This is a genomic window from Pseudomonas sp. DF11, from assembly GCF_058148565.1.
Map to the genome: position 1 here is coordinate 305,404 of NZ_JBYVYN010000003.1, position 26,414 is coordinate 331,817.

The 26,414-nt window shown below is 62.6% G+C and carries 23 protein-coding genes; 5 read left to right on the forward strand and 18 right to left on the reverse strand.

The genetic code is table 11. From position 1 onward, the window contains the following. Positions 1-35: 35 nt before the first annotated feature. The 3 genes from tsaB to ppc form a co-directional block, all read right to left on the reverse strand. Positions 36-713 carry a tRNA (adenosine(37)-N6)-threonylcarbamoyltransferase complex dimerization subunit type 1 TsaB gene (gene tsaB, locus AC30D9_RS11830; protein ID WP_134922959.1) on the reverse strand — a complete coding sequence of 226 codons (678 nt, stop codon included), beginning with the start codon at positions 711-713 and terminating at the stop codon, positions 36-38. A 94-nt stretch (positions 714-807) separates the two neighbouring features. Next, the gene (adk, locus tag AC30D9_RS11835) at positions 808-1,455 is read right to left on the reverse strand and encodes an adenylate kinase (protein WP_109753681.1); all 648 of its coding nucleotides are present in this window, start codon (positions 1,453-1,455) and stop codon (positions 808-810) included. Positions 1,456-1,745: 290 nt separating this feature from the next. Continuing rightward, entirely contained in the window at positions 1,746-4,376 is a 2,631-nt protein-coding gene (gene ppc / locus AC30D9_RS11840; RefSeq protein ID WP_490144078.1) for a phosphoenolpyruvate carboxylase, read from the reverse strand. Positions 4,377-4,556: 180 nt separating this feature from the next. Between ppc and AC30D9_RS11845 the strand changes: the two genes are divergently transcribed. From AC30D9_RS11845 to lptF, 3 genes are all read left to right on the forward strand, one after another. Then, positions 4,557-4,901: a hypothetical protein gene (locus AC30D9_RS11845; RefSeq protein WP_003184992.1), complete on the forward strand. Its 345-nt coding sequence runs from the start codon at positions 4,557-4,559 to the stop codon at positions 4,899-4,901. A 285-nt stretch (positions 4,902-5,186) separates the two neighbouring features. Beyond that, complete coding sequence (locus tag AC30D9_RS11850) at positions 5,187-5,600, forward strand: DUF4398 domain-containing protein (protein WP_109753680.1); 414 nt, start codon at positions 5,187-5,189, stop codon at positions 5,598-5,600. A 51-nt stretch (positions 5,601-5,651) separates the two neighbouring features. Next, positions 5,652-6,440, forward strand: coding sequence for a lipotoxin F family OmpA-related lipoprotein LptF (gene lptF / locus AC30D9_RS11855; protein ID WP_134926581.1), 789 nt, complete (start codon positions 5,652-5,654; stop codon positions 6,438-6,440). Between the two features lie 188 nt (positions 6,441-6,628). Here the strand turns inward: lptF and AC30D9_RS11860 are convergent, their stop codons facing one another. The 15 genes from AC30D9_RS11860 to AC30D9_RS11930 all read right to left on the reverse strand — a co-directional run bounded on the left by AC30D9_RS11860 (position 6,629) and on the right by AC30D9_RS11930 (position 23,660). Further along, positions 6,629-6,958 (reverse strand): PA3694 family proteiin, encoded by a 330-nt coding sequence (locus AC30D9_RS11860; protein WP_045155163.1) that lies wholly within the window; start codon positions 6,956-6,958, stop codon positions 6,629-6,631. Further along, positions 6,955-7,860, reverse strand: coding sequence for an alpha/beta hydrolase (locus AC30D9_RS11865; protein WP_490144079.1), 906 nt, complete (start codon positions 7,858-7,860; stop codon positions 6,955-6,957). Before AC30D9_RS11865 ends, AC30D9_RS11860 begins: the two co-directional genes overlap by 4 nt. Positions 7,861-8,015: 155 nt before the next feature. Further along, on the reverse strand, positions 8,016-9,293 hold the full coding sequence (locus AC30D9_RS11870) for a flavohemoglobin expression-modulating QEGLA motif protein (protein ID WP_109753678.1): 1,278 nt from the start codon (positions 9,291-9,293) through the stop codon (positions 8,016-8,018). A 36-nt stretch (positions 9,294-9,329) separates the two neighbouring features. After that, on the reverse strand, positions 9,330-9,884 hold the full coding sequence (locus AC30D9_RS11875) for a hypothetical protein (protein WP_134922956.1): 555 nt from the start codon (positions 9,882-9,884) through the stop codon (positions 9,330-9,332). Positions 9,885-10,075: 191 nt separating this feature from the next. Next, entirely contained in the window at positions 10,076-10,792 is a 717-nt protein-coding gene (locus AC30D9_RS11880) for a TetR/AcrR family transcriptional regulator (RefSeq protein WP_490144080.1), read from the reverse strand. Positions 10,793-10,892: 100 nt separating this feature from the next. Then, on the reverse strand, positions 10,893-12,395 hold the full coding sequence (gene lysS, locus AC30D9_RS11885) for a lysine--tRNA ligase (RefSeq protein ID WP_134922954.1): 1,503 nt from the start codon (positions 12,393-12,395) through the stop codon (positions 10,893-10,895). A gap of 110 nt (positions 12,396-12,505) precedes the next feature. Further along, a protein-coding gene (gene prfB / locus AC30D9_RS11890; protein ID WP_095963568.1) for a peptide chain release factor 2 occupies positions 12,506-13,601 on the reverse strand; the annotation gives its coding sequence in 2 pieces (ribosomal slippage) (positions 12,506-13,528 and positions 13,530-13,601; 1,095 coding nt in all). 306 nt (positions 13,602-13,907) lie between these two features. Then, positions 13,908-14,909: a diguanylate cyclase domain-containing protein gene (locus tag AC30D9_RS11895; protein ID WP_134922953.1), complete on the reverse strand. Its 1,002-nt coding sequence runs from the start codon at positions 14,907-14,909 to the stop codon at positions 13,908-13,910. A 45-nt stretch (positions 14,910-14,954) separates the two neighbouring features. After that, positions 14,955-15,965: a chemotaxis response regulator protein-glutamate methylesterase gene (locus tag AC30D9_RS11900; RefSeq protein WP_134922952.1), complete on the reverse strand. Its 1,011-nt coding sequence runs from the start codon at positions 15,963-15,965 to the stop codon at positions 14,955-14,957. Continuing rightward, positions 15,962-18,226, reverse strand: a complete 2,265-nt coding sequence (locus AC30D9_RS11905; protein WP_134922951.1) for a hybrid sensor histidine kinase/response regulator — start codon at positions 18,224-18,226, stop codon at positions 15,962-15,964. Before AC30D9_RS11905 ends, AC30D9_RS11900 begins: the two co-directional genes overlap by 4 nt. Further along, positions 18,223-18,894: a chemotaxis protein CheW gene (locus AC30D9_RS11910; protein WP_490144081.1), complete on the reverse strand. Its 672-nt coding sequence runs from the start codon at positions 18,892-18,894 to the stop codon at positions 18,223-18,225. The genes AC30D9_RS11905 and AC30D9_RS11910 overlap by 4 nt, the downstream gene beginning before the upstream one ends. Then, positions 18,891-20,156 (reverse strand): CheR family methyltransferase, encoded by a 1,266-nt coding sequence (locus AC30D9_RS11915; protein WP_490144082.1) that lies wholly within the window; start codon positions 20,154-20,156, stop codon positions 18,891-18,893. Before AC30D9_RS11915 ends, AC30D9_RS11910 begins: the two co-directional genes overlap by 4 nt. After that, positions 20,153-20,689: a chemotaxis protein CheW gene (locus AC30D9_RS11920; RefSeq protein ID WP_490144083.1), complete on the reverse strand. Its 537-nt coding sequence runs from the start codon at positions 20,687-20,689 to the stop codon at positions 20,153-20,155. Before AC30D9_RS11920 ends, AC30D9_RS11915 begins: the two co-directional genes overlap by 4 nt. Further along, a complete protein-coding gene (locus tag AC30D9_RS11925) occupies positions 20,689-22,311 on the reverse strand; it encodes a methyl-accepting chemotaxis protein (protein ID WP_490144084.1) in 1,623 nt (540 codons plus the stop codon). The genes AC30D9_RS11920 and AC30D9_RS11925 overlap by 1 nt, the downstream gene beginning before the upstream one ends. A gap of 638 nt (positions 22,312-22,949) precedes the next feature. After that, positions 22,950-23,660, reverse strand: a complete 711-nt coding sequence (locus tag AC30D9_RS11930; RefSeq protein ID WP_134922946.1) for a tellurite resistance TerB family protein — start codon at positions 23,658-23,660, stop codon at positions 22,950-22,952. Between the two features lie 175 nt (positions 23,661-23,835). Here AC30D9_RS11930 and AC30D9_RS11935 point away from each other — a divergent pair, with 175 nt between their 5' ends. Further along, the gene (locus AC30D9_RS11935; protein WP_307575085.1) at positions 23,836-24,750 is read left to right on the forward strand and encodes a LysR family transcriptional regulator; all 915 of its coding nucleotides are present in this window, start codon (positions 23,836-23,838) and stop codon (positions 24,748-24,750) included. A 136-nt stretch (positions 24,751-24,886) separates the two neighbouring features. Then, positions 24,887-26,344 (forward strand): gamma-aminobutyraldehyde dehydrogenase, encoded by a 1,458-nt coding sequence (locus AC30D9_RS11940; protein WP_490144085.1) that lies wholly within the window; start codon positions 24,887-24,889, stop codon positions 26,342-26,344. Positions 26,345-26,414: the final 70 nt, after the last annotated feature.

Consider the following 26,414-nt stretch of genomic DNA (forward strand, 5'->3'; position numbering starts at 1 on the left):
ACGGTTGTGCCCACTTGAGAGCGCAGTGATGCTTTTTACCGCTCGGACTTGGGCGTTGCGACCTTGTCCCGCAGGTACACCGGTTGCGCATCGTCAGCCGGGATGGCTTCGCCACGCGCCCAGGCGAAGCGGGCCAGGGCCAGCAAGTCTTCGGCGTGCGGCAGCATCGAGGCATCCTGGCCGCTGAGGCTGACGGCAATTCGCTCACCGTATCCCCAACCGGTACCGGCGCCGAACCAGTCACCGTCGGCCCCGCTCGGCAAAGCCGCCGCTTCGGGTGGCAGTACTGCCTCAGCGCCGAGCAGGCGCATCTCACCGTCGGTTTCGCGATAGCAGCCCCAATACACCTCGTCCATGCGCGCATCGATGGCCGCCGCGACTTGGCGCGCCCCCTGTTCGCGCAAGGCGCGCTGGGCCAGCACCGCCAGGTTCGACACCGGCAACACCGGCCGCTCCAACGCAAACGCCAGGCCCTGCACCACGCCGATGGCAATGCGCACGCCGGTGAAAGCCCCCGGCCCACGACCGAAGGCAATCGCGTCCACGGCCTGCAAGGTCGTCCCGGCATCGCTGAGCAATTGCTGGATCATCGGCAACAGCTTCTGCGCATGCAGGCGCGGGATCACCTCGTAATGGCTCGTGACCTTGCCGTCGTGCAGCAAGGCAACGGAGCAAGCTTCAGTCGCGGTGTCCAGGGCCAGCAAGGTGCTCATCGATGTATCCGTAAATCAGGTGGGAAAAAAGTGCGCCAGTATAAACAACTACGGCCCGCAAGCGGGCCGTAGTTAGTGCAACTGATCAGACTTTTCAGCTCAAGGCTGCAAGCACCTTGGCAGTGATCGCTTCAACCGAACCGACGCCTTCGATATGGCTGTACTTCGGCTTGCCATTGGCAGCCGACAGTTTCTGGTAGAAATCCACCAGCGGCTTGGTCTGGGAATGGTAGACCGACAGGCGATGACGCACGGTTTCTTCGGTGTCGTCCTTGCGTTGTACCAGGTCTTCACCCGTCACGTCGTCCTTGCCTTCGGTTTTCGGCGGATTGTAGACGGTGTGGTAAACGCGACCGGATGGCTCATGAACGCGTCGACCGGCGATACGCTGGACGATTTCCTCGTCTTCGACGGCGATTTCAACCACCGCATCGAGCTCGACACCAGCAGTCACCAGGGCTTCGGCCTGGGGAATGGTGCGCGGGAAACCGTCGAACAGGAACCCCTTGGCGCAGTCGGGCTGAGCGATGCGATCCTTGACCAGGGCAATGATCAGGTCATCCGACACGAGGCCGCCGGCATCCATGATGCTCTTGGCCTTGACGCCCAGCTCGGTGCCCGCCTTGACTGCGGCACGCAGCATGTCGCCAGTGGAAATTTGCGGGATACCGAATTTCTCGGTGATGAACTTTGCCTGAGTACCTTTACCGGCCCCGGGAGCTCCCAGCAGAATGACGCGCATCGATGTGCTCCTCAATTTTTTTATGTAAAACGCTCGGATTCGCCTCGTGGGGCCAATCGCGGAAAACAGGATCGTGACCGCCCAAACGGCCAAAGGCTGATCAAGATACACAGCAGGCCCGACCCACACAAGCCGCCGAAAGTCGGAGGAACCCGCGCCCGATGCGACCTTCGGAGGGGGTGGCGAGAGTCGCAACCGGGCAACAAACTGTCGCCTGGCCGACCTGTTCCCTCCCCCGACGGGCAACGCCCGGGAACGCCAGGCGAGCCGTTTTGGTGCGCTGCCTGACCTTAGCCGGTATTGCGCAAACCGGCGGCAATCCCCGCCACAGACACCAGCAGCGCCTGTTCCACGGGGCTGCCCTGGGCCCCATCCTGCTGCCGCGAGCGTGCCAGCAGTTCGGCCTGCAACAGGTGCAGCGGGTCGAGGTAAGTGTTGCGCAAGCGAATGAATTCCAGCGTGGCTGGGCTATGTGCCAGTAGTTGCGACTGACCGGTCAACCCCAGGACCACGGAACAGGCCTGCGACAATAGGTCGCGTAAATGCGCACCCAACGGCAGCAGCCCCGGCTCCACCAAACGCTCGTCGTAGGAGCGCGCAATGTCGGCGTCAGCCTTGGCCAGCACCATCTCCAGCATATCGATGCGGGTACGGAAGAACGGCCATTGCTCGCGCATCTGCCCCAGCAACTCACCTTCGCCGCGCTCCAGAGCCTTGCTCAGCGCGGTTTCCCAGCCGAGCCAGGCCGGCAGCATCAGGCGGGTCTGGGTCCAGCCGAAGATCCACGGGATCGCCCGCAGGCTTTCGATACCGCCGGCGCGACGCTTCGCCGGACGGCTGCCCAGGGGCAGGCGCCCCAATTCCTGCTCCGGCGTGGACTGGCGGAAGTACTCGACGAATTGCGGATTTTCCCGCACCACGGCGCGGTAGGCACTGACGCCGTCGGCAGCCAGTTCGTCCATCAGGTGTCGCCATTGGGGCGTGGGTGGCGGCGGTGGCAACAGCGTCGCTTCAAGCACCGCGGCGAGATAAAGATTGAGGTTCTGTTCGGCGATGTCCGGCAGGCCGAATTTGAAACGAATCATTTCGCCTTGCTCAGTGGTGCGGAAACGCCCGGCCACCGAACCCGGTGGCTGGGACAGGATCGCCGCGTGCGCCGGACCACCACCACGGCCCACGGTGCCACCACGACCGTGGAACAACAGCAGTTCGACTTGCTGCTCGCGGCAGATGTCCACCAGTCGTTCCTGGGCCCGGTACTGCGCCCAGGCTGCCGCCGTGGTCCCGGCATCCTTGGCCGAGTCGGAATAGCCGATCATCACTTCCTGGGGGCCTTGCAGCCGCGAGCGATAGCCGGGCAGACCCAACAGTCGCTCGATCACCGGCCCGGCGTTATCCAGGTCGGCCAGGGTCTCGAACAGCGGCACCACCCGCATCGGCCGCAACACACCGGCCTCCTTCAGCAACAATTGCACGGCGAGGACATCGGAAGCCGCGCCGGCCATGGAGATCACGTAGGAACCCAGGGACGCCGCCGGCGCCGCAGCCACTTCCCGGCACGTCGCCAACACTTCCGCCGTGTCGGCCGACGGCTTGAAATGGGCCGGCAGCAGCGGACGCCGGTTGTTCAGCTCCTCCAGCAAGAAGCTGATGCGTTGCTCCTCGTTCCAATCTTCAAAGCGCCCCAGGCCCAGGTAGTCGGTTATTTCCGTCATGGCGGCGGTATGGCGCGTCGAGTCCTGGCGTACATCGAGGCGCACCAGGAACAAGCCGAACGTCACCGCCCGGCGCAGGCAATCGAGCAGCGGCCCATCGGCAATCACGCCCATGCCGCATTCGTGCAACGAGTGGTAGCACAGCTCCAGGGGATCCAACAGCTCGCGGTTGTTCTGCAACACGTCGGCGCCTGGCGGTGTGGCGGCGGTCAGGGAGGCGTGGGCCCAGTTGCGGGTAGCGCGCAGGCGCTCACGCAGTTGCTTGAGCACGGCGCGATAAGGTTCGGCGCTATCGCCAGCCTGGGCACGCAAGGCCTCGCTGGCATGTTGCATCGACAGCTCGGCCGCCAGTTGATCGACGTCGCGCAGGTACAGGTCCGCTGCCATCCAGCGCGCCAGCAACAGCACCTCGCGGGTCACGGCAGCGGTGACATTCGGGTTGCCGTCACGGTCGCCGCCCATCCACGAGGCAAAGCGGATCGGCGCGGCCTCCAGCGGCAGGCGCAGCCCGGTGGCGGCATGCAGGGCCTGGTCGGCCTTGCGCAGGTAATTGGGAATCGCCTGCCACAGCGAATGCTCGATCACCGCGAACCCCCACTTGGCTTCGTCCACCGGGGTCGGCCGGGTGCGGCGGATTTCTTCGGTATGCCAGGCTTCGGCGATCAATCGTTGCAGGCGCTCGTGGATCTGCGCGCGCTCGGCGCTGGTCAGGTCGCGGTGATCCTGGGCCGCCAGTTGCGCGGCGATGGCGTCGTACTTCTGGATCAGCGTACGGCGAGCCACTTCCGTCGGGTGGGCCGTGAGGACCAGTTCGATCTCCAGCCGCCCCAGTTGCCGGGCCAGGGCCTCGGCGCCATGGCCCTCGGCACGCAACCTTGCAAGCAGTTCGGGCAGCACCCGCGCCTCGAAGGGTTGCGGCTGTGATTCTTCACGACGGTGGATCAGTTGGTATTGCTCGGCGATGTTGGCCAGGTTGAGAAACTGGTTGAACGCCCGCGCCACTGGCAGCAGTTCATCCTCGCTCAATTGGTTGAGACTGGCGCTGAGCTCGGCATCCACGGAACCGCGGCGGTCAGCCTTGGCGCCCTTGCGGATCTGCTCGATCTTGTCGAGAAAGGTGTCCCCGTACTGCTCGCGGATGGTATTGCCCAGCAGTTCGCCGAGCAGGTGAACATCCTCGCGCAAGCGGGCATCGATATCGGTCATCAGCATTTCTCCAGCAAAAAAGTCCGGACAGCTCTCTGATTAGAGAGTGCCGATGCCCATCGCTTATGACAAGCGACGAAGGGACTTTAAACCTTGTTCAACAAAGCTAGTCTCATGAGTAAGCCACACAACGGCTTGTCACTCACCGCGCCTGCCACGAGCAGGCTGATTGAGGTCATCATGAAAATTCGTGAACTTGCCCAGCATTGGGAAGAAAACGCCAAGGGCCGCCTGACCCAGACCGGCTACACGATCCATCTGGACGTGGAAGCCGCCGCACGGCTGGCAGCGATCTGCGACATGTACCCCAAGCGCCAGCCCGAAGAGCTGCTGGGCGAACTGATCGGGGCGGCGCTGGAAGAACTGGAAGCAAGCTTCCCCTACGTCAAGGGTTCGCAAGTCGTCGCCACCGATGAAGAAGGCGACCCGCTGTACGAAGACGTGGGCCCGACGCCTCGATTCCTCGCGTTGTCCCGTCGGCATCTGCACGAACTTTCCTCGCAGAACGACAAATCCAAACACTGACGTCCTTCATTTCCAGGTTGCGATTTTGCGGCGCGGTGTCTCTTTCCACTGCGCCGCAATACCGCTGCGCGCCTGGAAAGTTCAGCTTTTCTGCCACTGACCGATCAGTCAGTAATTCTTTTGGCGAATGGCCATCCTCGCTGAACTTTTGAAAAACGCCTTGGGTCACACCGAGTAACCATACTGGAACGGTCGTTTAAATAAACGCGCCTTGGCGCCCGCGCCAACCCACACGTCACAGCTTCGGTCCCAGCATGGATTTGTAGTTTTTTCAGGAGTTTTCCAATGGAGTTGAAGCCTATGAATACCTGCACTGCCAAACCCTCATCCACTGGCCTGCGCGGCTTGAAGTTGGCTGCCCTGGCTATCGGTAGCAGCTTCATCCTCGCCGGTTGTGCCGGCAATCCACCTTCGGAGCAGTACGCGGTGACCCAATCGGCGGTCAACAGCGCCGTCAGCGCCGGCGGTACCGAATTCGCCGCGGTGGAAATGAAATCGGCCCAGGACAAGCTTAAGCAGGCCGAGATCGCCATGCATGACAAGAACTACGCAGAAGCCAAGCGTCTGGCCGAACAGGCCGAGTGGGACGCCCGCGTCGCCGAGCGCAAGGCCCAGGCCGCCAAGGCCGAACAAGCCCTCAAGGACTCTCAGAAAGGGGTTCAGGAACTGCGTCAGGAAGGCATGAACAAGGTTCAGTAAGCCGTTCACGCCACGACGTACTTCTCATTGATAAAAGGACGACAGACTATGATGCACAAACACTTGATGATGCCCGCCCTGCTCGCTGCCTGCGTAGCCCTGGCCGCTTGCTCCCACGACCCGAACGTGAACCTGGAACAGGCTCGCACCAACTACAACGGTCTGCAGGCTGACCCGGCGGCGACGAAAGTGGCCGCACTGGAAACCAAGGACGCCGCCGACTTCCTGGCCAAGGCTGACAAGGCCTATATGGACAAGGAAGACGAAGCCAAGGTCGACCAGTTGGCCTACCTGACCAACCAACGCGTCGAAGTGGCCAAGCAGACCATTGCCCTGCGCAACGCCGAAGCCGAGCTGAAAAACGCCGGTGACGAACGTGCCCGCGCCTTGCTCGATGCGCGGAATGCGCAGATCAAGCAATTGCAGGACAGCCTGAACGCCAAGCAGACCGAGCGCGGTACGCTGGTGACCTTCGGTGACGTATTGTTCGCCACCAACAAGTCCGAGCTGCGCGCCAGCGGTATGACGAACGTGAGCAAACTGGCGCAGTTCCTCCAGGAAAACCCGGACCGCAAGGTGATCGTCGAAGGCTACACCGACAGCACCGGTTCGGACTCCTACAACCAGTCGCTGTCCGAGCGCCGCGCCAGTTCCGTGCAACTCGCGCTGGTGAAAATGGGCGTCGATCCGAAGCGGATCGTGACCCAGGGTTACGGCAAGGAATTCCCGGTGGCCGATAACACCAGTGTCTCGGGCCGTGCCATGAACCGTCGGGTGGAAGTGACCATCTCCAACGACAACCAGCCAGTGGCCCCGCGTTCGACCATGAGCGCCAACTGATCGGCTGAGTGCAACAAAAAAGCCCCGCCTGAGTTAATCAGGCGGGGCTTTTTCATGGACGAACACATTTTTGAGCCAGCCATATTCCCTGTGGGAGCGAGCCTGCTCGCGATAGCGGTGGTTCACTAAACACCTATGCAACTGACCTGCCGCTATCGCGAGCAGGCTCGCTCCCACAGGGGGGTTGCTTACGGCTGCAATTTTTGTGGCGTCTCCTGCCCCATGCATCGCACCGCGCGCTTCTTCTCGTTGATCAGCACGCCGGTCAGGCCTTTCTGTTCGGTGTCGAACAACACCAGCACGCCGTCGATGCATTGGGCCACCTGCGGCGCCGGTTCCAGGGCGACCTTATAGTCTTCGCCCGGCACGGTCTTGAGCATGGTGAATTCATTGAGCAGCAACGCGTCCTCGGGTTTGGCGAAGTGCAGGTAGCCGTAGTACCAGAGCACCGCGACGGTGCCGAGGATGCTGCAGATACCGGTGATGATCAGGGGGATGGCGTTACGTTCTTCGCTCATTGCGGGCTCTCTGAAGATTCAACGGGTGATTTCGGATAATTCGGGACTTCGCCCAGGCGGCGCAGGCCGTCAAAGTGCTCGGGGTCGTCAAGGTAACGCAGCATCACTGTGCGCCAGACCGGGTCGGCGAACGTCTGCACATGGCCGCCCCGGGTCAGTTGCAGGACCCGCGGCGGCGGCGCAGCTTGATACAGACGGATGCCATTGGAAAGAGGCACGATGGGATCATCCAGGCTGTGGTAGATCAATTTCGGCACGCCGGTCAATTGCGCCACGGAGGCGATCGCGCTGTCACCGTCGGGCACCAGCCAGGACAGCGGCACCTGGAACGCCCAGGTCAACCACGAAGTGCTCAGGGCGAAACGCCCGACGTCGCGATAGCTGGCCGGCACGCCATCGAGCACCAGGGCTTTGAGCTGCCGTTGCCGCTGGGGATGTTCCACCAGGTAATGCACCGCCAACGCGCCGCCCAGGCTCTGGCCGAGCAGCACCAGTGGCTTGCCTTGGACATCGGGAGATTGATCGAGCCATTTGAACGCCGCGTCGATGTCCTGATAAATCGCCGGCAGACTCGGCTCACCTTCGGACACGCCGTAACCACGGTAGTCGACCATCAGCACCTGATAACCCTGCTCCGGCAACCACCAACTCCCACCCAGGTGCCAGGCCAGGTTGCCGCCGTTGCCGTGCAAATGCAGGACCGTGCCCTTGACCTCCACGCCGGGTTTGACCGGCAGCCACCAGCCACGGAGCTTGAGACCGTCGGCGGTGGTCAGGGTGACGTCGCGGTACTCGAGCCTGGCCCGCTCCGGGGTGAACGGCAGGCCGCGCTCGGGGTAGAACAGCAGGGAGCTGCAACCGCTCAGGGCCAGCAACAGGCAAATGATGCCGAGGGTTCGCATCCGGTGAAACCTCGCAAAATCAGAAGTTATAAACAGTCCCCCTGTGGGAGCGAGCCTGCTCGCGATAGCGGTCGGACATTCAACATCAATGTTGACTGGAATACCGCTATCGCGAGCAGGCTCGCTCCCACATTTTTAACCGCATCGTGTTGTGTTCAAAGGATATTGGAATAATCCGCTTCGATCCGATCCAGGCTCAGGTGGTTCAGGAAGTTGGAGAAACACATCCAGGCCGACAGCGCGTTCATGTCGCGGAACTGCTCGGGCAGGTACTTGGGCGGCACGACCAGGCCTTCATCCACCAGTTGCCGCAGAGTGCGCATGTCCTCAAGCGTGGTCTTGCCGCAGAACAGCAGTGGCACCTGTTCCAGCTTGCCCTTGCGCACGGCCAACTGAATGTAGTTGTAAACCATGATGAAGCCCTTGAGGTAGGACAAGTCTTTGGTGAATGGCAGACCGGTCGGCACCGAACCCCGGAAAACCCGACTGGCGTTGCCGTAGCTTTCGGCCATCTCGAAACCCTGCTCACGGAAGAACTCGAAGATCTGCAGGAAATCGGCGCCCTCCTCCACCATATGGATGGCGCGGGTGCGGTTGGTGAGTTTGCGCAGGCGACTGGGGTAGGAGGCGAAAGTGATGATCTCCATCAGGATCGCCAGGCCTTCCTGGGTCACGGTGGATGAGGGCGGCCCCTTGGACAGGAAGGTGCAGATCGGCTGGTTCAGGCCGTTGAGGGTGGTGCCGACGTGCACCAGCCCTTCGTGGACCTCCAGCGCCCGCACGTCACGCTCGTTGAACATCGCATCGGTGCGGATCTTGATGTAGTCCGCCCCCGCCGCCGCATCGGCCACGATGCCATCGGACTCGAACACGCGGATGGTTTCCTCGGCTTCGCCGAACACCCGGTTGAGCCGGTGTTGCAGCAGGCTGACGGCGTCCTTGGCGGTGAGGATCTTCGGCTCGTCCTTCAGGTCGCCACGGCCATCGATGTTGTTCAGATAGTCGGACAGCATCAATCCCAGGTCCGCCAGGGTCGGGTCGCCGGCGTGGAAAGCATCGGAGGCAGCGCCGTACAGCTCCTGGGAAATCAGCCCGAAATCCTCGGTGCCGCGCGCTTCGAGCATGCGCACCACCATGCGGTATTCCTTGCACATGCGGCGCATGATCTGGCCGACCGGGTTGAACTGCCCGAGTTGGCGAGTGATGTCACGCTCGATGTTCTGGAACTCCAGCTTCACTTTGCTGGAATCGAAGGACAGCGGCCGGTTGAGGTAATAGTCGCGGTCCACGGCGGGCATTTCCTTGCCCTTGGCCTTGAGAAATCCCTTACGGATGCTGTCATCCCATTTCACCGCGTCGAGAATGCGAATCGGCGTTTGCGCCAGCACAATGCGATCGGACAAGGTGCGTATCGTCTGCTGGTAATCGTCCACCCGGAACTCCTGTGAAAAAACGTCCGCTTGTTGCTGTTATTGGGATTTGACCAGCCGCTGGTAACGCACGGCCTCCGAGAACACATCGGAATTGGCCGGGTCGTCGAGGTAACTGAAGACCTTGTTCATATCGCTGTCCACCAGCACGCCCTCGCCTTCCTCGCTCTGGTTCGGCTGGCCGCTGAGGCGTTTCTGGCCGATGGCCTGGTTGATCTGCTCCAGATCCAGGTTGTACACCACCAGTTCCTGTTTATCGGTCAGTTCGAAACCTGCGATCACGTAATGCCCGCCATACCGTGCCGGCACCTTGGCCGACAGGTACCAGCGGCTGCCATGACGGGAGACGGTCAGCGGGATGGCTTCGCGCTCGTGGGGCCTGGCCCTGAAGTAGCTGATGGCCTGGTAGTGGTGTTTGCCGATCTCGGTCAGCTCCAGGTTCAACGGCTCACCCCAGGCGTTGGTGCTGGTCCAGTGACCGAGCAAGCCCTTGGGCGCCGCTTCGCTCTCCGGCAACGGAGCCTTGAAGGACACCAGGCAGCCACTGAGCAACAGCAACGACACGGCCAGTACGACGGCACGCCAGGCTTTCATTGGAACTCCCTATGGCACAGGTTGCCTGTGTCCTCTGTGGCGAGGGGATTTATCCCCGTTGGGCTGCGAAGCAGCCCCCTTGCAGTCAGCTCAGTTAGCCAGATGTACCGAGTTGGCTGGTTTTGGGGCTGCTTCGCAGCCCAGCGGGGATAAATCCGCTCGCCACAGAGGCTGTGGTGAACCCATCGGGGTTACACCGACGCCAGTACCAGGTGCATGTAGCGGGTCAGGATACCGAGCATATCTTCATCGGCTACCGGCTCGGCGCCATTGAGCAAGCCCTGATATTCCATCCGTCCGATAATCGCCGTCAACACTTTGGCATCCTGTTGCGGCTCGCGGGAGCCTAATACCTGGAAAAACTGACACGTGCCGTGCAGCAAAATCTGCTGGTGGGAACGCACCAACTCCGCCAGGCGTGGGTTGAGCAGCGCTTCCTGGCGAAAGGCCTGTTCGGCCATCAGGTACTCGCGGCGACTGTCCAGTTGGTGCTGCACATAGTCGGCGGTCATCCGGGCAATGTCGTCCGCCAGTTGCGAGCGCGCTTGGGGGCTGCCGTCCCCATAGGCGACCATTTCCCGCAGCAGGCCTTCGTTGTTGGTCCACAACTTGGCCATGAATGCCGCGCTGCGTTCCACGTACTGGGCAAAGGTGTCGGTGAGCAGGTCATCGATGTCCTTGAAATAGTACGTGGTGGCCGACAGCGGCACGCAGGCTTCGGCAGCCACGGCGCGGTGGCGCACCGCGCGCACGCCATCGCGCACCACGATGCGCATGGCCGCGTCGAGAATCTCCTGGCGACGCTGCTCACTGCCCTGTCGGCTGGCCTTGCGACCCTGGTACTGAACACTTTCAGCGACAGCAGTGGCGACGCCCGCTGCACCTTCTGGAGCCATTGCACGATTCACGACAGGTTTTCCTCTTTTTCTCAAAAGTAACCAATTGATACGTTTGTACCAGACAGGCAATAAAAAGCCGCCCTTCCAGGCGGCTTTTTAGTTGAAACACTTACGCTTGAGGCCGCATGTGCGGGAAGAGAATCACATCCCGGATCGACGGTGAGTTGGTCAACAACATCACCAGGCGATCGATGCCGATGCCTTCACCAGCGGTCGGCGGCATGCCGTACTCCAGGGCACGCACGAAGTCGGCATCGTAATGCATGGCTTCATCGTCGCCGGCGTCCTTGTCGGCCACCTGGGCCATGAAGCGCTCGGCCTGGTCTTCGGCATCGTTGAGCTCGGAATAGGCGTTGGCAATCTCGCGGCCGCCGATGAACAGCTCGAAACGGTCGGTCACGCTTGGGTTCTCGTCGTTACGACGGGCCAGCGGCGACACTTCGAACGGGTACTGGGTGATGAAGTGCGGCTGTTCCAGCTTGTGCTCGACCAGCTCTTCGAAAATCATCACTTGCAGCTTGCCCAGGCCTTCGAAGCCGAGCACCTTGGCCCCGGCCTTCTTGGCGATGGCACGGGCCTTGTCGATGTCGTTCAGGTCAGCGGCGCTGATCTCAGGGTTGTACTTGAGGATCGAGTCGAACACCGACAGGCGCACGAACGGTTCGCCGAAGTGGAACACCTTGTCGCCGTACGGCACATCGGTAGTCCCGAGAACAAGCTGCGCCAGCTCGCGGAACAGTTCCTCGGTCAGGTCCATGTTGTCTTCGTAGTCGGCGTAGGCCTGGTAGAACTCGAGCATGGTGAACTCGGGGTTGTGCCGGGTCGAAACGCCTTCGTTACGGAAGTTGCGGTTGATCTCGAAGACTTTCTCGAAGCCACCGACAACCAGGCGCTTGAGGTACAGCTCCGGCGCGATACGCAGGAACATTTCCATGTCCAGGGCGTTGTGGTGGGTCTCGAACGGCTTGGCCGCCGCGCCACCGGGAATGGTCTGCAGCATCGGCGTCTCGACTTCCAGGAAGTCACGCTTCATCAGGAAGCTGCGGATATGGGCGATGACCTGCGAGCGCACGCGGAACGTCTGGCGCACATCTTCGTTGACGATCAGGTCGACGTAGCGCTGGCGATAGCGCTGCTCGGTGTCGGTCAGGCCGTGGTGCTTGTCCGGCAGTGGGCGCAGGGATTTGGTCAGCAGGCGCACGCTGGTCATTTCGACGTACAGGTCGCCCTTGCCGGAACGGGCCAGGGTGCCTTCGGCGGCGATGATGTCGCCCAGGTCCCAGGTCTTGACGGCGGCCAGGGTTTCTTCCGGCAGGGTCTTGCGATTGACGTAGACCTGGATGCGCCCGGTCATGTCCTGGATCACCATGAACGAACCGCGATCGAGCATGATGCGACCGGCCACCTTGACTGGAATCGCCGCCTCGGCCAGCTCTTCCTTGGTCTTGTCCGCGTACTTCTTCTGCAAGACGTCGCAGTAGGCGTCGCGGCGGAAGTCGTTCGGGAAGGCCTGGCCCTTGGCACGCTCGGCAGCAAGCTTTTCCTTGCGCAGGGCGATCAGGGAGTTTTCTTCCTGTTGCAGGGCTTGCGGGTCGAGTTCTAGGTCGCTCATGTCTTTAAGGATTCCATCACAGGTTCGTTGCCCCCGGCCCCGGGGCCGGAGTTTGCGGGCGAGCCGCGCTCCCTGATGGAAGCGTGCCTGCCCGCCGCATGGGTGTCGCGTTACAGCCCTTGTTTGAGGCTGGCGATCAGGTATTCATCGATATCGCCGTCGAGCACCTTGTCGCAATCGCTGCGTTCGATGCTGGTACGCAGATCCTTGATCCGCGAGGCGTCGAGCACGTACGAACGGATCTGGTGACCCCAGCCGATGTCCGACTTGGTGTCTTCCAGGGCCTGGGACGCCGCGTTGCGCTTCTGCACTTCCTGCTCGTACAGGCGGGCCCGCAGCATCTTCATCGCGGTGTCTTTGTTGGCGTGCTGGGAACGCTCGTTCTGGCAGCTGACCACGGTGTTGGTCGGTACGTGGGTGATCCGTACGGCCGAGTCGGTGGTGTTAACGTGCTGGCCACCGGCCCCGGAGGAGCGGTAGGTATCGATGCGCAGGTCCGCCGGGTTGATCTCGATCTCGATGTTGTCATCGATTTCCGGCGACACGAACACCGCCGAGAACGAGGTGTGGCGACGGTTGCCGGAGTCGAATGGGCTCTTGCGCACCAGGCGGTGCACGCCGATTTCGGTACGCAGCCAGCCAAAGGCGTATTCGCCCTTGATGTGCACGGTGGCGCCTTTGATCCCGGCCACTTCACCGGCCGACAGCTCCATGATGGTGGCGTCGAAACCGCGTTTGTCAGCCCAGCGCAGGTACATGCGCAGCAGGATGTTGGCCCAGTCCTGGGCTTCGGTGCCGCCGGAACCGGCCTGGATGTCCAGGTAGGCGTTGTTCATGTCCATCTCACCGCTGAACATGCGGCGGAATTCCAGCTTGGCGAGGTTCTCGTCAAGGCGTGTCAGCTCGGCGACGACATCGCCGACCGCGCCTTCATCGTTCTCTTCGACAGCCATGTCCAGCAGGTCGCGGCAATCGGCCAGGCCGCTGGACAACTCGTCCAGGGTCTCGACGATCTGCGCCAGCGCGGAGCGTTCGCGGCCCAGTTCCTGGGCGTACGAAGGGTTGTTCCAGACATTCGGATCTTCAAGCTCGCGATTGACTTCGGTCAGACGCTCATGCTTTTGATCGTAGTCAAAGATACCCCCGAATAGTTTCGGAGCGCTCGGACAGGTCCTTGATGGTGTTAAGGATCGGGTTGATTTCCATGGCGGGCAGCACTCGTTGGCGAACTTTTGAAAGCCGGCGAGTATAACGTAATCAAGCGCCAGCGGCAGCCCGCCTGGCGGCTTTAGGGGCAATGAGGTTCAGGGGGGGATTCTGCACAATACCCCTGTGGCGAGGGGATTTATCCCCGCTGGGCTGCGAAGCAGCCCTAAAAACCCGACAACTCGGTGTGCCAGGCAAATTGAGTTGACTGTATTTGGGGCTGCTGCGCAGCCCAGCGGGGATAAATCCCCTCGCCACAATAAGCCCCTCAGCCACAAAGGCGTCCCAGTCGACATCCAGGGTGATCTATTCAACCCCCACCCGATTACGCCCACTGTGCTTGGCCACGTACAGCCCCTTATCCGCCGCCGAGATCAATTGCCGGCTATCGCTACCCTGCTGGGGGGTGAAGGTCGAGACACCGATGCTGATGGTCAGGTTCTCGCCGCCGTCGGGCGTGGCGTGGGGGATTTTCAGGGCGACGACGTTCTGGCGCAGTTTCTCCGCCATCAGCCGGGCACCGCCGGGCGAGGTGCCGGGCAGTACCAAGGCAAACTCCTCGCCGCCGTAGCGGGCCGGCAAGTCGGACGGACGGCTGCACGCGTCGCGGATCGCCGTGGCGACCTTGCGCAGGGCTTCGTCGCCCTCAAGGTGACCGAAGTTGTCGTTGTAGGCCTTGAAGTAGTCCACGTCGATCATCAACAGCGACAATTGGCTCTGGTCGCGCATCGCCCTGCGCCATTCCAGCTCCAGGTACTCGTCGAAGTGCCGGCGATTGGACAGCCCGGTCAGGCCGTCGGAGTTCATCAGGCGTTGCAGCACCAGGTTGGTGTCGAGCAGTTGCTGCTGGCTGACCCGCAGTGCGCGATAGGCCGCGTCGCGCTGCAACAGCATCATGTAGGAACGCGAGTGATAGCGGATGCGCGCCACCAGTTCGATGTTGTCCGGCAACTTGACCAGATAGTCGTTGGCCCCGGCGGCAAACGCCGCGCTCTTGACCAGGGGGTCCTCCTTGGTGGACAGGACGATGATCGGGATGTCACGGGTGGCCGGATGGTTGCGGTACTCGCGCACCAGGCTCAGGCCGTCGAGGCCGGGCATCACCAGGTCCTGGAGAATCACCGTCGGCTTGATGCGAACCGCGTGGGCGATGGCCTGGTGCGGGTCGGCGCAGAAGTGGAAGTCGATGTTTTCTTCATTCGACAACCCGCGCCGCACCGCTTCGCCGATCATCGCCTGGTCATCGACGAGCAAGACCATGGCGGCGTTCTCATCGCGCTTGAATTCGTCGAGCTGCAGATCATTCATGGTGGCTTACCTGAATACGGCCTGGGGCAAAGCTGGCAGGGTTCTTCATGGGGTAAAAATCTCCAACAACCGTGGCGCGATAGCGTCCAGGGCAAGAATATGGGCGGCGGCGTCGATGGCGGCGGCCGCTTTGGGCATCCCGTACACCGCACTGCTGCGCTGGTCCTGGGCGATGGTCACGTAGCCCTGCTGGCGCATGAGTTTAAGCCCTTGTGCACCATCACGGCCCATGCCAGTGAGCAATACGCCCACGGCGTCGCCACTCCAGTACTGGGCGACACTGTCGAAAAACACATCGATGGAGGGTCGGTAGATCTCGTTCACCGGCTCGGCGGTGTAGGCCAGGGTGCCGTCCTTCAACAAACGCAGATGATGGTTGGTCCCGGCCAGCAACACGGTGCCGCTTTGCGGCGTTTCGCCATGCCGGGCCAGGCGCACCGTGTGGCCCGATACACTGCCCAACCACTCGGCCATGCCGGCGGCGAACACCTCGTCCACGTGCTGGACCAGCACGATGGCCGGGGCAAAGTTACGTGGCAGCGCCTTGAGCAGCACCTCCAGCGCCGCCGGCCCGCCCGCAGACGATCCGATAGCCACCAGGCTCTTGCGCGACACCGCCGCACGCTGCGGCGCCGCCGCGGGTCGTTCACGCTTGTTGCGCTCACCAATCAGCCAGCCGATGTTGGTGATCTTGCGCAGCAGCGGTGCCGCCGCGTCCGCCGGATTACCGACGCCCAGGGCCGGGGTATCGACCACGTCCAGCGCGCCATGGCCCATCGCCTCGAACACCCGGTGGACGTTCTGCTGACTGTCACCAGTGACAATCACGATTGCACATGGGCTGTCGGCCATGATCCGCCGGGTGGCCTCCACGCCATCCATGATCGGCATGAGCAAGTCCATCAGGATCAGGTCCGGGGTGTATTCGGCGCAACGCTGCACCGCCTCGGCCCCGTTGGTGGCCACCCAGACCAGTTGATGCGCCGGCTCGAACGCCAGGGCGCGGCGCAGGGCCTCGACCGCCAGGGGCATGTCATTGACGATGGCGATCTTCAAGCGCGTGCCCCTCCGATCAATTCGACCACGGCGTCGAGCAAGGCGTCGTCATGGAAACTCGCCTTTGCCAGATAATAGTCGGCGCCAGCGTCCAGGCCACGGCGGCGATCCTCTTCGCGGTCCTTGTAGGAGACCACCATCACTGGCAACGATTGCAAACGGTTGTCACGCCGCAACAGCGACACCAACTCGATACCGTCCATGCGCGGCATGTCGATGTCGGTGATCAGCAGGTCGAAATCCTCCGAGCGCAAGGCGTTCCAGCCGTCCATGCCATCCACCGCCACGGCCACGTCGTAGCCGCGACCCCGCAACAACTTGCGTTGCAGCTCGCGCACGGTCAGGGAGTCGTCCACCACCAGGATCCGCTTGCGCGGGGCCTGGGCCTGGTCCTGCCGGGCGATGCGTTCCAGGCGCCCGGTATCGAGCAACTTGTCCACCGAACGCAGCAGGTCTTCGACATCGACGATCAACACCACCGAACCATCGTCGAGCAAGGCCCCGGCGGAAATGTCCTGGACCTTGCCCAGGCGTTCGTCCAAGGGCAGGACCACCAGGGTCCGCTCGCCGATGAAGCGCTCCACCGCCACGCCGTAGATCGTCTCGCGCTCGCGGATCACCACGACCTTGAGGGTCTGGCCGTTGTTCTGCGTGGCCGGGCGATTGAGCAACTGGCTGGCGGCGACCAGCCCCACGTGCCGGCCTTCATGCCAGAAGTGCTGGCGGCCTTCGACCTGCACGATGTCTTCCAGCGCCAGGTCGCACATGCGCTCGATGTGGGCCAGGGGAAAGGCGTAGGCTTCATCACCGACTTCCACCACCAGGCTGCGCACCACCGACAGCGTCAGTGGCACCTCGAGATGGAAACGACTGCCCTCGCCCGCCGTCTGTTCCAGCACCACCGCGCCGCGCAACTGCCGGACCATATGCTGGACGGCGTCCAGGCCGACTCCGCGCCCGGACACTTCGGTGACGGTGTCGCGCAGGCTGAACCCGGGCAGGAACAGGAAGGTCAGCAGTTCCTCTTCGCTCAGGCTGGCGGCGGTTTGCTCAGGTGAAAGGCCGCGCTCGACGATACTGCGGCGCACCCGCTCCAGGTCCACCCCGGCACCGTCGTCCGCCAGCTCCAACACCAGCAGGCCAGCCTGATGAGAGGCGCGCAGGCGGATCAGGCCTTCGGCGGGCTTGCCGGCCAGCAGCCGTTGCTCCGGGGTTTCGATGCCATGGTCCACGGCGTTGCGCAACAAGTGGGTCAGCGGTGCTTCAAGCTTTTCCAGCACATCACGGTCGACCTGGGTTTTCTCGCCCTCAATCTCCAGGCGCACCTGTTTGCCCAGGCTGCGGCCCAGGTCACGGACCATTCGTGCCTGACCCGAAAGCACATCGGCGAACGGCCGCATGCGACAGGCCAGTGCAGTGTCGTAGAGCACTTGCGCCCGCTGACTGGCCTGCCAGGCGAATTCATCCAGCTCGGCGGTTTTCTGCGCCAGCAATTGCTGGGTTTCGGCGAGCAAGCGGCGGGCATCGCCCAAGGCTTCCTGGGCTTGCAGGCTCAGGGCGTGATCCTTGAGGTGCACATTCAGCTCTTCAAGGGCGCGCAAGCCACTGCCTTGCTGGCGCTTGAGCCGTTGCAGCGTCGCCAGCCAGGGCTTGAGGCGCTGGGTCTCTACCAGGGACTTGCTCGACAGGTCGAGCAAACTGTTGAGGCGCTCAGCCGTGACCCGCAGCACCCGCTCGCCGCCTTCGGTGACCCGCTTGCGTTTCGGCGCCGGTTCCATTGCCTCGGGCAGTGGCGCTTGCGGCAGCTCGACGCGTACCGGCTCGACGGGTGTCTCGATGATCGGTGGCGCCACCGCCGGGGCCTGTGGTGCGTTGGGATCGAGCAGACGGCCCATCAACGCCACGTAGGCGTCGATCTCCGGGGCGCCGACGCTGTTGCCCGGGGTGGCGATGCGTGTCAGCAGGTCAGTGCCTTGCAACAAGGCGTCGATATGCTCGGCGCCCAGCACCAGGCGACGCTCCTGGGCGCTGACCAGGCAATCTTCCATCACATGGGCCACACTGACCCCGGCGTCCACCCCGACAATACGCGCCGCGCCCTTGAGAGAATGCGCCGCACGCATGCACGATTCAAGGTAATCGGCCTGGGTCGGATCACGCTCCAGGGCCAGCAGGCCGGCGCTCAGCACCTGGACCTGGGCTTCGGCTTCCAGGCTGAACAGCTCCAGCAACGAGGTGTCGCGCATCTGATCGGGGGTCATGACAGGCTCCGGGCCACAGCGGACAGCAACTGTTCTTCATCCAGCCAGCGCAGGCTGCGGCCCTTATAGGGCAGCACGCCACGGGTGTACTTGGCCGCCGATTGCGAAGCGCTCGCCAGGATGCGCTCATCGATGGCGTGGATGCCATCCACCTCATCCACCGGCACCACCACTGGCCCGCCCTTGGCCGCGACGATCAACATGCGCGGCATTACCCGTGCGCCGGAAACCGGCGCCATCCCGGTTTCCAGGTCCAACAGCTCCGCCAGCGACAAGCAAGCCACCAACGCCCCGCGCACGTTCGCCACGCCCAGCAAGGCCCGTGAACGCTGGTGAGGCAAGGAATGGATCGGCTGCAACGGCGCCACTTCCACCAGGCTGCGCGTCGTCAGGCCCAGCCATTCCTCGCCGAGGCGGAACATCAGCAGCGAGCGCGTGACGACATCGCTGTCTACCGGGGCAAGGGACAGATCCCGCTGATCGTGCGGCAAGGCATAGCGGTCGAGCAGCCGGGTGGCGGCCGCCGAATACACTGAACAATTACGGCAGTGGATATGCTCGGCCAACAATGGACAGGATTTGTCGCCATGCACCCCGATGCGATTCCAGCAGTCGTCGATTGCCTGGGCATCGTCATGGGTGACGGTGTAAGAAGCCGAACCGCTCATCGTTTATGCTCACTGTCTGCCGTGCGCCCACTACGGGCGGCACGTTCCTGCAATCGACGGGCTCCGGCCGCGTCTCCCTGGGAAGCCAGCAGCGCCGCCAGATGCACCAGGGCCTCGGCGTGTTGCGGTTCAAGATAAAGCGCCTTGCGGTAAAAACCCTGGGCTTCCAGCGCGCTGCCGGCCATGTCACTGAGCAGGCCCAACCAATAGAACACCTGGGCGTTTGGCGCGTGGCTGCGCAAATACTCTTCGCAAGCCGCACGGGCCTCGGCGCTTTTGCCGCCGTTGGCCAGGGCGGCGATATTGGCCAGCAAGGTCGCGGCATCGCTGCCTTTGGGCTCGGCAATCGGCGTTCTGCTCGCCGCAAACGGCCGCGGCCGAATCACCGGCGGGACAACACGCGGCGGTGGCTGACGAACCGGCAGTGGCGTAGGCATCAAGGCCGGCATCGGTTGCGGCCCGGATGCCCCTTGGCGGCTGAAGGCGAACGATTGGGCAACCCCGATCGAGCGCATGCCCAGTCGTCCCAGCAAGCTGCCCTCGGCAGGGCCGATAAACAGCACGCCGTCCTGATGGGTCAGGCGCTTGAGTACCTCGAACACCTGTTGCTGGGTCGGCTGGTCGAAATAGATCAGCAGGTTGCGACAAAACACAAAATCGTAAGGTGCCTCGTTCACCAGCAGGGCCGGATCCAGCAGGTTGCCCACTTGCAAGCGCACCTGTTCGCGCACCCGTTCGCTGAGGCGGTAGCCCTCGTCTTCGGCGTCGAAATACCGCTCGCGAAAACCCAGCTCCGCACCACGGAAGGAATTCCTGCCGTAACGTGCCTCCTTGGCCCGCGCCACCGACAGCGGGCTGACGTCCAGGCCGTCCACCTTGAACTGATGTGGCTCCAGGCCGGCGTCGAGCAGGGCCATGGCAATCGAATAAGGTTCTTCACCGGTGGAGCATGGCAAGCTGAGAATGCGCAGGGCACGCAGGTGCTTGATCTCGGCCAGGCGCTTGACGGCCAGCCTGGCGAGGGTCGCGAAGGATTCTGGATAGCGGAAGAACCAGGTCTCCGGGACGATCACCGCCTCGATCAGCGCCTGCTGCTCCTGGGCCGAATGCTGCAGGCCCTGCCAATACTCATCGGCGGTTCGCCCGGGCACGGCAATGATGCGCTGGCGTACGGCCCGTTCAATGATCGCGGTACCGACGGAGGTCACATCCAGACCGATGCGCTCCTTGAGAAAATCAAAAAAACGCTGGTCGTTGTTCATGGCCGCGCCTCGAGGTCATCGAGGTTCAGCGGCGGCGTAGGAAACAACAGCGCACGCACGGACTCATCGAGCAGGTCATTGACCCGTACCCATTGCAACAATCCATGGGCATCTTCGCGGACTGGACCGAGGTACGGCGCCTGTCGGTTATCCAGGCCATACGGTTTGAAATCCGTCGGGTCGCAGCGCACGGTGTCGGTCGCCTGTTCCAGGATCAGGCCCAACACCTGTTCCGTTTGTTGTGCGTCGCCCTGATAGCGCACCAGCACCAGTCGCGTGCTGGTCCTGGCCTCGGCACTCTGGCCAAAGGTCAGGGCGCACAGGTCGATCACCGGCACCACCGTCCCGCGCCAGGCAAACACCCCCGCCACCCAGGACGGCGCCCGGGCGATCGGCTTGAGGGGCAGGCGCGGCAACACTTCCACCACATCGATGGCCTGCAGGGCATAACGCTCGTTGCCGATGCGGAACTCCAGGAACAACGTCTGGCGGGCCGTCAGTGCGGCACCACGCCGGGTCTCGAACTCGCCCATCAGACTTTGAAACGCGAGACGCCGCTGCGCAGCCCCACGGCGACCTGGCTCAGCTCGTCGATGGCGGAACTGGCCTGGCGCAGGGACTCCACGGTCTGGCTGCTGGCATCGCCCAGTTGCACCAGGGCGTGGTTGATCTGCTCCGCCCCCGTGGCCTGGGCCTGCATGCCCTCGTTGACCATCAACACCCTCGGCGCCAAGGCCTGGACCTGATGGATGATCTGCGACAGTTGCTCGCCGACCTGCTGCACTTCGGCCATGCCCCGGCGCACTTCTTCGGAGAACTTGTCCATGCCCATCACGCCGGCCGATACGGCGGACTGGATCTCGCGCACCATCTGCTCGATATCATAGGTCGCCACAGCGGTCTGGTCGGCCAAGCGTCGTACTTCAGTCGCAACCACGGCGAAACCGCGACCGTACTCACCGGCCTTCTCGGCCTCGATGGCCGCGTTGAGGGACAACAGGTTGGTCTGGTCGGCCACTTTGACGATGGTCACCACCACCTGGTTGATGTTGCCGGCCTTCTCGTTGAGGATCGCCAGCTTGGCGTTCACCAGGTCGGCGGCGCCCATCACCGAATGCATGGTCTCTTCCATGCGCGCCAAGCCTTGCTGGCCGGAGCCGGCGGCCACCGAAGCCTGGTCGGCGGCAGTGGACACTTCGGTCATGGTGCGCACCAGGTCGCGAGAGGTGGCGGCGATTTCCCGGGACGTCGCGCCGATCTCGGTGGTGGTGGCGGCGGTTTCGGTGGCGGTGGCCTGTTGCTGGCGCGAGGTGGCGGCGATCTCGGTGACCGAGGTGGTGACTTGCACCGACGAACGCTGGGCCTGGGACACCAGTGAGGTCAGCTCGGCCATCATGTCGTTGAAGCCGGTTTCCACGGCACCGAATTCGTCTTTGCGCGCCAGGTTCAGACGCCCGCTCAGGTCACCACTGCGCATGACCTCGAGGATTTCGACGATACGGTTCATCGGCGCCATGATCGCCCGCATCAGCAACAGGCCGCACAGTACGGCGATGATCAGCGCGACCAGGAACGACAGGCCCATGGCGATCTTGGCCGCCGTCACCGCATCGCCGATGGTCTGGGTGGCGTTTTCCGCCAGCTCACGATTGCGCTCGATAATGTGATTCAGATGCCCGCGACCGCCAATCCACTCTGGCGTCAGCTCTTTATCCAGCGCCAGCCGAGCACCTTCGTAGTCCTTGCGCTGGTACAAGTCCAGGACCTTTGCCATGGCCTGGTTGAACGCCAGGTGATTGGCCTCGAACTCGTCGAAAGAGGCCTGGTCGGCCGGGTTCTGGATCAGTTTTTGATAGTTCTGTATTTCTTCGCGCAGGTGCTGCTCGAAGCTCTGGTAACGGGCCTTGTCCTCGGCGGTGATTTCCCGGTTCCCCGAGAGACCGACGATTTGCTGGGTCAAGACGTAGCTGTCGACCCAACCACCGCGAATCATGGAGCTGTAATACACCCCCGGCACCGCATCGGCCCGGACCTTTTCTTCACTGTCCTGAATCTTCAATAACCGTGAATACGAGACAATGACCATCAGCAACATGATGGCGATGATCACCGCAAAACTCGCCAGGATGCGTTGGCGCAATGTCCAATTCTTCACAGTAAAACCTCGGGCACTTGAAAATGCTGGGGAGTATAGCCGAGGGCGGCGTTGCGTCTGTATGGCGCTGTGGGGTGATTTTGGCGAGGCCGAAGCTCACCGTTTTCTCAAAATGAGCAATGCCCCCTTGTGGGAGCAAGCTTGCTCGCGATAGCGGTGTATCAGCCAACGATGCTGTGACTGAACGGGCGCCATCGCGAGCGGGCTCGCTCCCACAAGGAAATGCGTTGGATACAAGACTGTCAAACGACACAAAACCACTGTGGGAGCGAGCCCGCTCGCGATAGCGGTGTATCAGCCAACGATGCTGTGACTGAACGGACGCCATCGCGAGCAGGCTCGCTCCCACAGGAAAATGCGTTGGACACAAGACTGTCAAACGACACAAAACCATTGTGGGAGCGAGCCCGCTCGCGATAGCGGTGTATCAGCCAACGATGCTGTGACTGACCGAGCGCCATCGCGAGCAGGCTCGCTCCCACAAGGAAATGCGTTGGATAAAGAATGATCAAACACCACAAAACCACTGTGGGAGCGGGCTTGCTCGCGAAAGCGGTGCATCAGTCAACATTTCCATTGACTGACACACCGCCTTCGCGAGCAAGCCCGCTCCCACAGGGAATAGCGTTGGGGCTGTTCTATACAGTCGCCTGGCGCACCTGTTTCTCCAGCTCCACCTTCAACCCCGGCTCCAGCTTGAGTTGTCGTGCCAGTTCATCGAGGTAGGATTTCTCCATGAAGTTTTCCTCGTCCACCAGCATCACGCTGGCGATGTACATTTCCGCCGCCATTTCCGGGGTGCTGGCGGCGCGGGCAACGTCGGCGGGGTCAAGGGGCTTGTTGAGTTCGGCGTGCAGCCAGTGTTGCAGTTCCTGGTCGTTGTCGAGCTTGGTGAACTCACCTTCGATCAACTGCCGCTCGCGCTCGTCCACATGGCCGTCGGCCTTGGCCGCCGCCACCAGCGCCTTGAGGATCGCCTGGCTGTGCTGCTCGACCTGCGCCGGCGGAACGCGGTCGAGGGTCTGCGGTTCGGTTTTCGGCGCGGTGCCCTGCTGGGCCTGCCAGTTGCCGTAGGCCTTGTAGGCGATCACGCCCAAGGCAGCCAGGCCACCATAGGCCAGGGCCTTGCCGCCGAAGTTGCGGGCTTTCTTGTTGCCCAGCAACAGGCCCATGGCCCCGGCGGCCAGTGCTCCGCCACCCGCACCGGAAAGCATCCCGCCCAGGTTGCCGGAGCCGCCGAGCAATCCGCCCAGGCCGCCGGACGACTTGCCCTGGGAGCCGCCCGCCTTGTTCTGCAACATTTCCTGACCGGACTTGAGAAGCTGATCGAGCAATCCACGAGTGTTCATTTGCTGCCTCCACGCATTCGGGGTAACCGGATCATTAAGGCCCCCAGCCTAGATCGAAAGTGCCCCGCCACCGCTGTTGAGATTGCTTCGAGATGTTGCCTGCCAGATCACTATCCATTGAAAAAAACGATATACACTGCCACTCATCGATAAAACCGCCCTTCGGGTAATCCTCATGATGACGTTGCGTCAGATTCGCCATTTCATCGCCGTGGCCGAAACCGGCTCGATCTCTGCCGCTGCGCAAACCGCATTCATTTCCCAGTCCACCTTGACCCTGGCCATCCAGCAATTGGAACAGGAGATCGGCGTCAGCCTGTTCAATCGCCACGCCAAGGGCATGACCCTGACGCACCAGGGCCATCAATTCCTGCGCCAGGCCCACCTGATCCTGGCCACCGTCGACAACGCCAAGCGCAGCCTGCAACAAAGCACCGACCAGGTCGCCGGCCAGGTCACCATCGGCGTCACCAGCCTGGTGGCCGGGTATTACCTGGCGGATCTGCTGACTCGTTTCCAGCGCGCCTATCCCAACGTGGAAATCCGCGTCATGGAGGACGAGCGACCTTACATCGAGCATCTGCTGGTCAGCGGCGAAATCGATGTGGGAGTGTTGATCCTGTCCAACCTGGAAGATCGCCATGCCTTGCAGACCGAAGTCCTGACCCATTCGCCCCATCGCTTGTGGCTGCCGGCGCAGCACCCGCTGCTGGAGCACGACAGCATCAACCTGGCCGACGTGGCCCGCGAGCCACTGATCCAGCTGAACGTCGATGAGATGGACCGCAACGCCCAGCGCCTGTGGCGCGGTGCCGGCCTGCAACCGAAGGTCACCCTGCGCACCGCCTCGACCGAAGCAGTACGCAGCCTGGTGGCGGCAGGATTGGGCGTGTCGATCCAGCCGGACATGACTTACCGCCCATGGTCGCTGGAAGGTGACATCATCGAAGCCCGACCAATTGCCGACCTCAACCAGACCCTCGACGTCGGCCTGGCCTGGCGCCGAGGCACGGCGCGACCGGCGTCGGTCGACCCGTTCCTGGCCGTTGCCCGGGAACAGCCCCATGGCGGACGCAAGCCATCTATTTAATCGAATGAAGCCTTGAGTATTTCGAATTTGTCGGCCTAGTGGCTGAGCACTAGTCTTGCTGCATCACCACATTCCATTGTGGGGGTGAGCAGGCTCGCTTCCCACAGGTTCTTTGTTTCCACTGAGACCTATAAAAATGGCTGGCACGCAAACCCCGTTATGCACCGCGTTGCTGATTGACGGGGAACTCGCTCCCGGTGAGGGCATTGTCGAGCCGATCCTCAACCCGGCCACAGGCGAGGTGATAGCTCACATCGCCGAGGCCAGTACCGAGCAGGTCGAAGCCGCGATTCTCGCTGCCCATCACGCCTTCGATGGCTGGTCGCGGACCACGCCGCAACAACGCTCGAACCTGCTGCTGGAGATCGCCAGCGCCATCGAAAAGAACGCCGATGAGCTGGCCCGTCTCGAATCCCTGAACTGTGGCAAGCCGCTACACCTGGCGCGCCAGGATGACCTGAGCGCCACCGTGGATGTATTTCGTTTCTTCGCCGGCGCCGTGCGCTGCCAGACCGGCCAGCTCAGCGGCGAATACCTACCCGGCTACACCAGCATGGTGCGTCGCGACCCAATCGGTGTAGTGGCGTCCATCGCGCCTTGGAACTACCCGATCATGATGGCCGCGTGGAAAATCGCCCCGGCCCTGGCCGCCGGCAATACGCTGGTGTTCAAGCCCTCGGAGCACACGCCGCTGTCGATCCTGGCCTTGGCGCCAACACTGGCCGAGATCCTGCCACGGGGTGTGATCAACATCATATGCGGAGGTGGCGAAGGTGTCGGCAGCCATCTGGTCAGCCACCCCAAAGTGCGCATGGTTTCGCTGACCGGCGATATCGTCACCGGGCAGAAGATCCTCCAGGCCGCAGCGAAAACCCTCAAGCGCACGCACCTGGAGCTGGGTGGCAAGGCGCCGGTGATCGTGTGCAACGACGCTGACATCCAGGCGGTGGTCGAAGGCGTGCGTACCTACGGTTATTACAACGCCGGGCAGGATTGCACTGCGGCGTGCCGGATCTACGCCCAGGACGGGATTCACGACCAACTGGTGACCGAGCTTGGCGCCGCGGTCAGCAGCCTGCGCTTTGCCGGCAAGCGTGACGCCGACAATGAGATCGGCCCGCTGATCAGCACCCGTCAGCGCGACCGGGTCGCCAGTTTTGTCGAGCGCGCGCTCGGCCAACCGCACATCGAACGCATCACCGGCGCGGCGGTGCATTCCGGTGCCGGTTTCTATTACCAACCCACGCTGCTGGCCGGCTGCAAGCAAAGCGATGAAATCGTCCAGCGCGAGGTGTTCGGCCCGGTGGTCACCGTGACTCGCTTCGACGAACTCAGCCAGGCAGTGGACTGGGCCAACGATTCCGAATACGGCCTGGCGTCCTCGGTATGGACCCAAAACCTGGACAAGGCCATGCAGGTAGCGGCGCGGCTGCAATACGGCTGCACCTGGATCAACAGCCATTTCATGCTGGTCAGCGAAATGCCCCACGGCGGCTTGAAACGTTCGGGCTATGGCAAAGACCTGTCCAGCGACTCGCTCCAGGACTACAGCGTGGTGCGCCACATCATGGCCCGCCACGGCCAGCATCTGTAGATAACAGCACTATTCTAATAACAGGCCTTCGATGGCGCTTCACCCCGTTGAAACACTGCCCCGACCATAA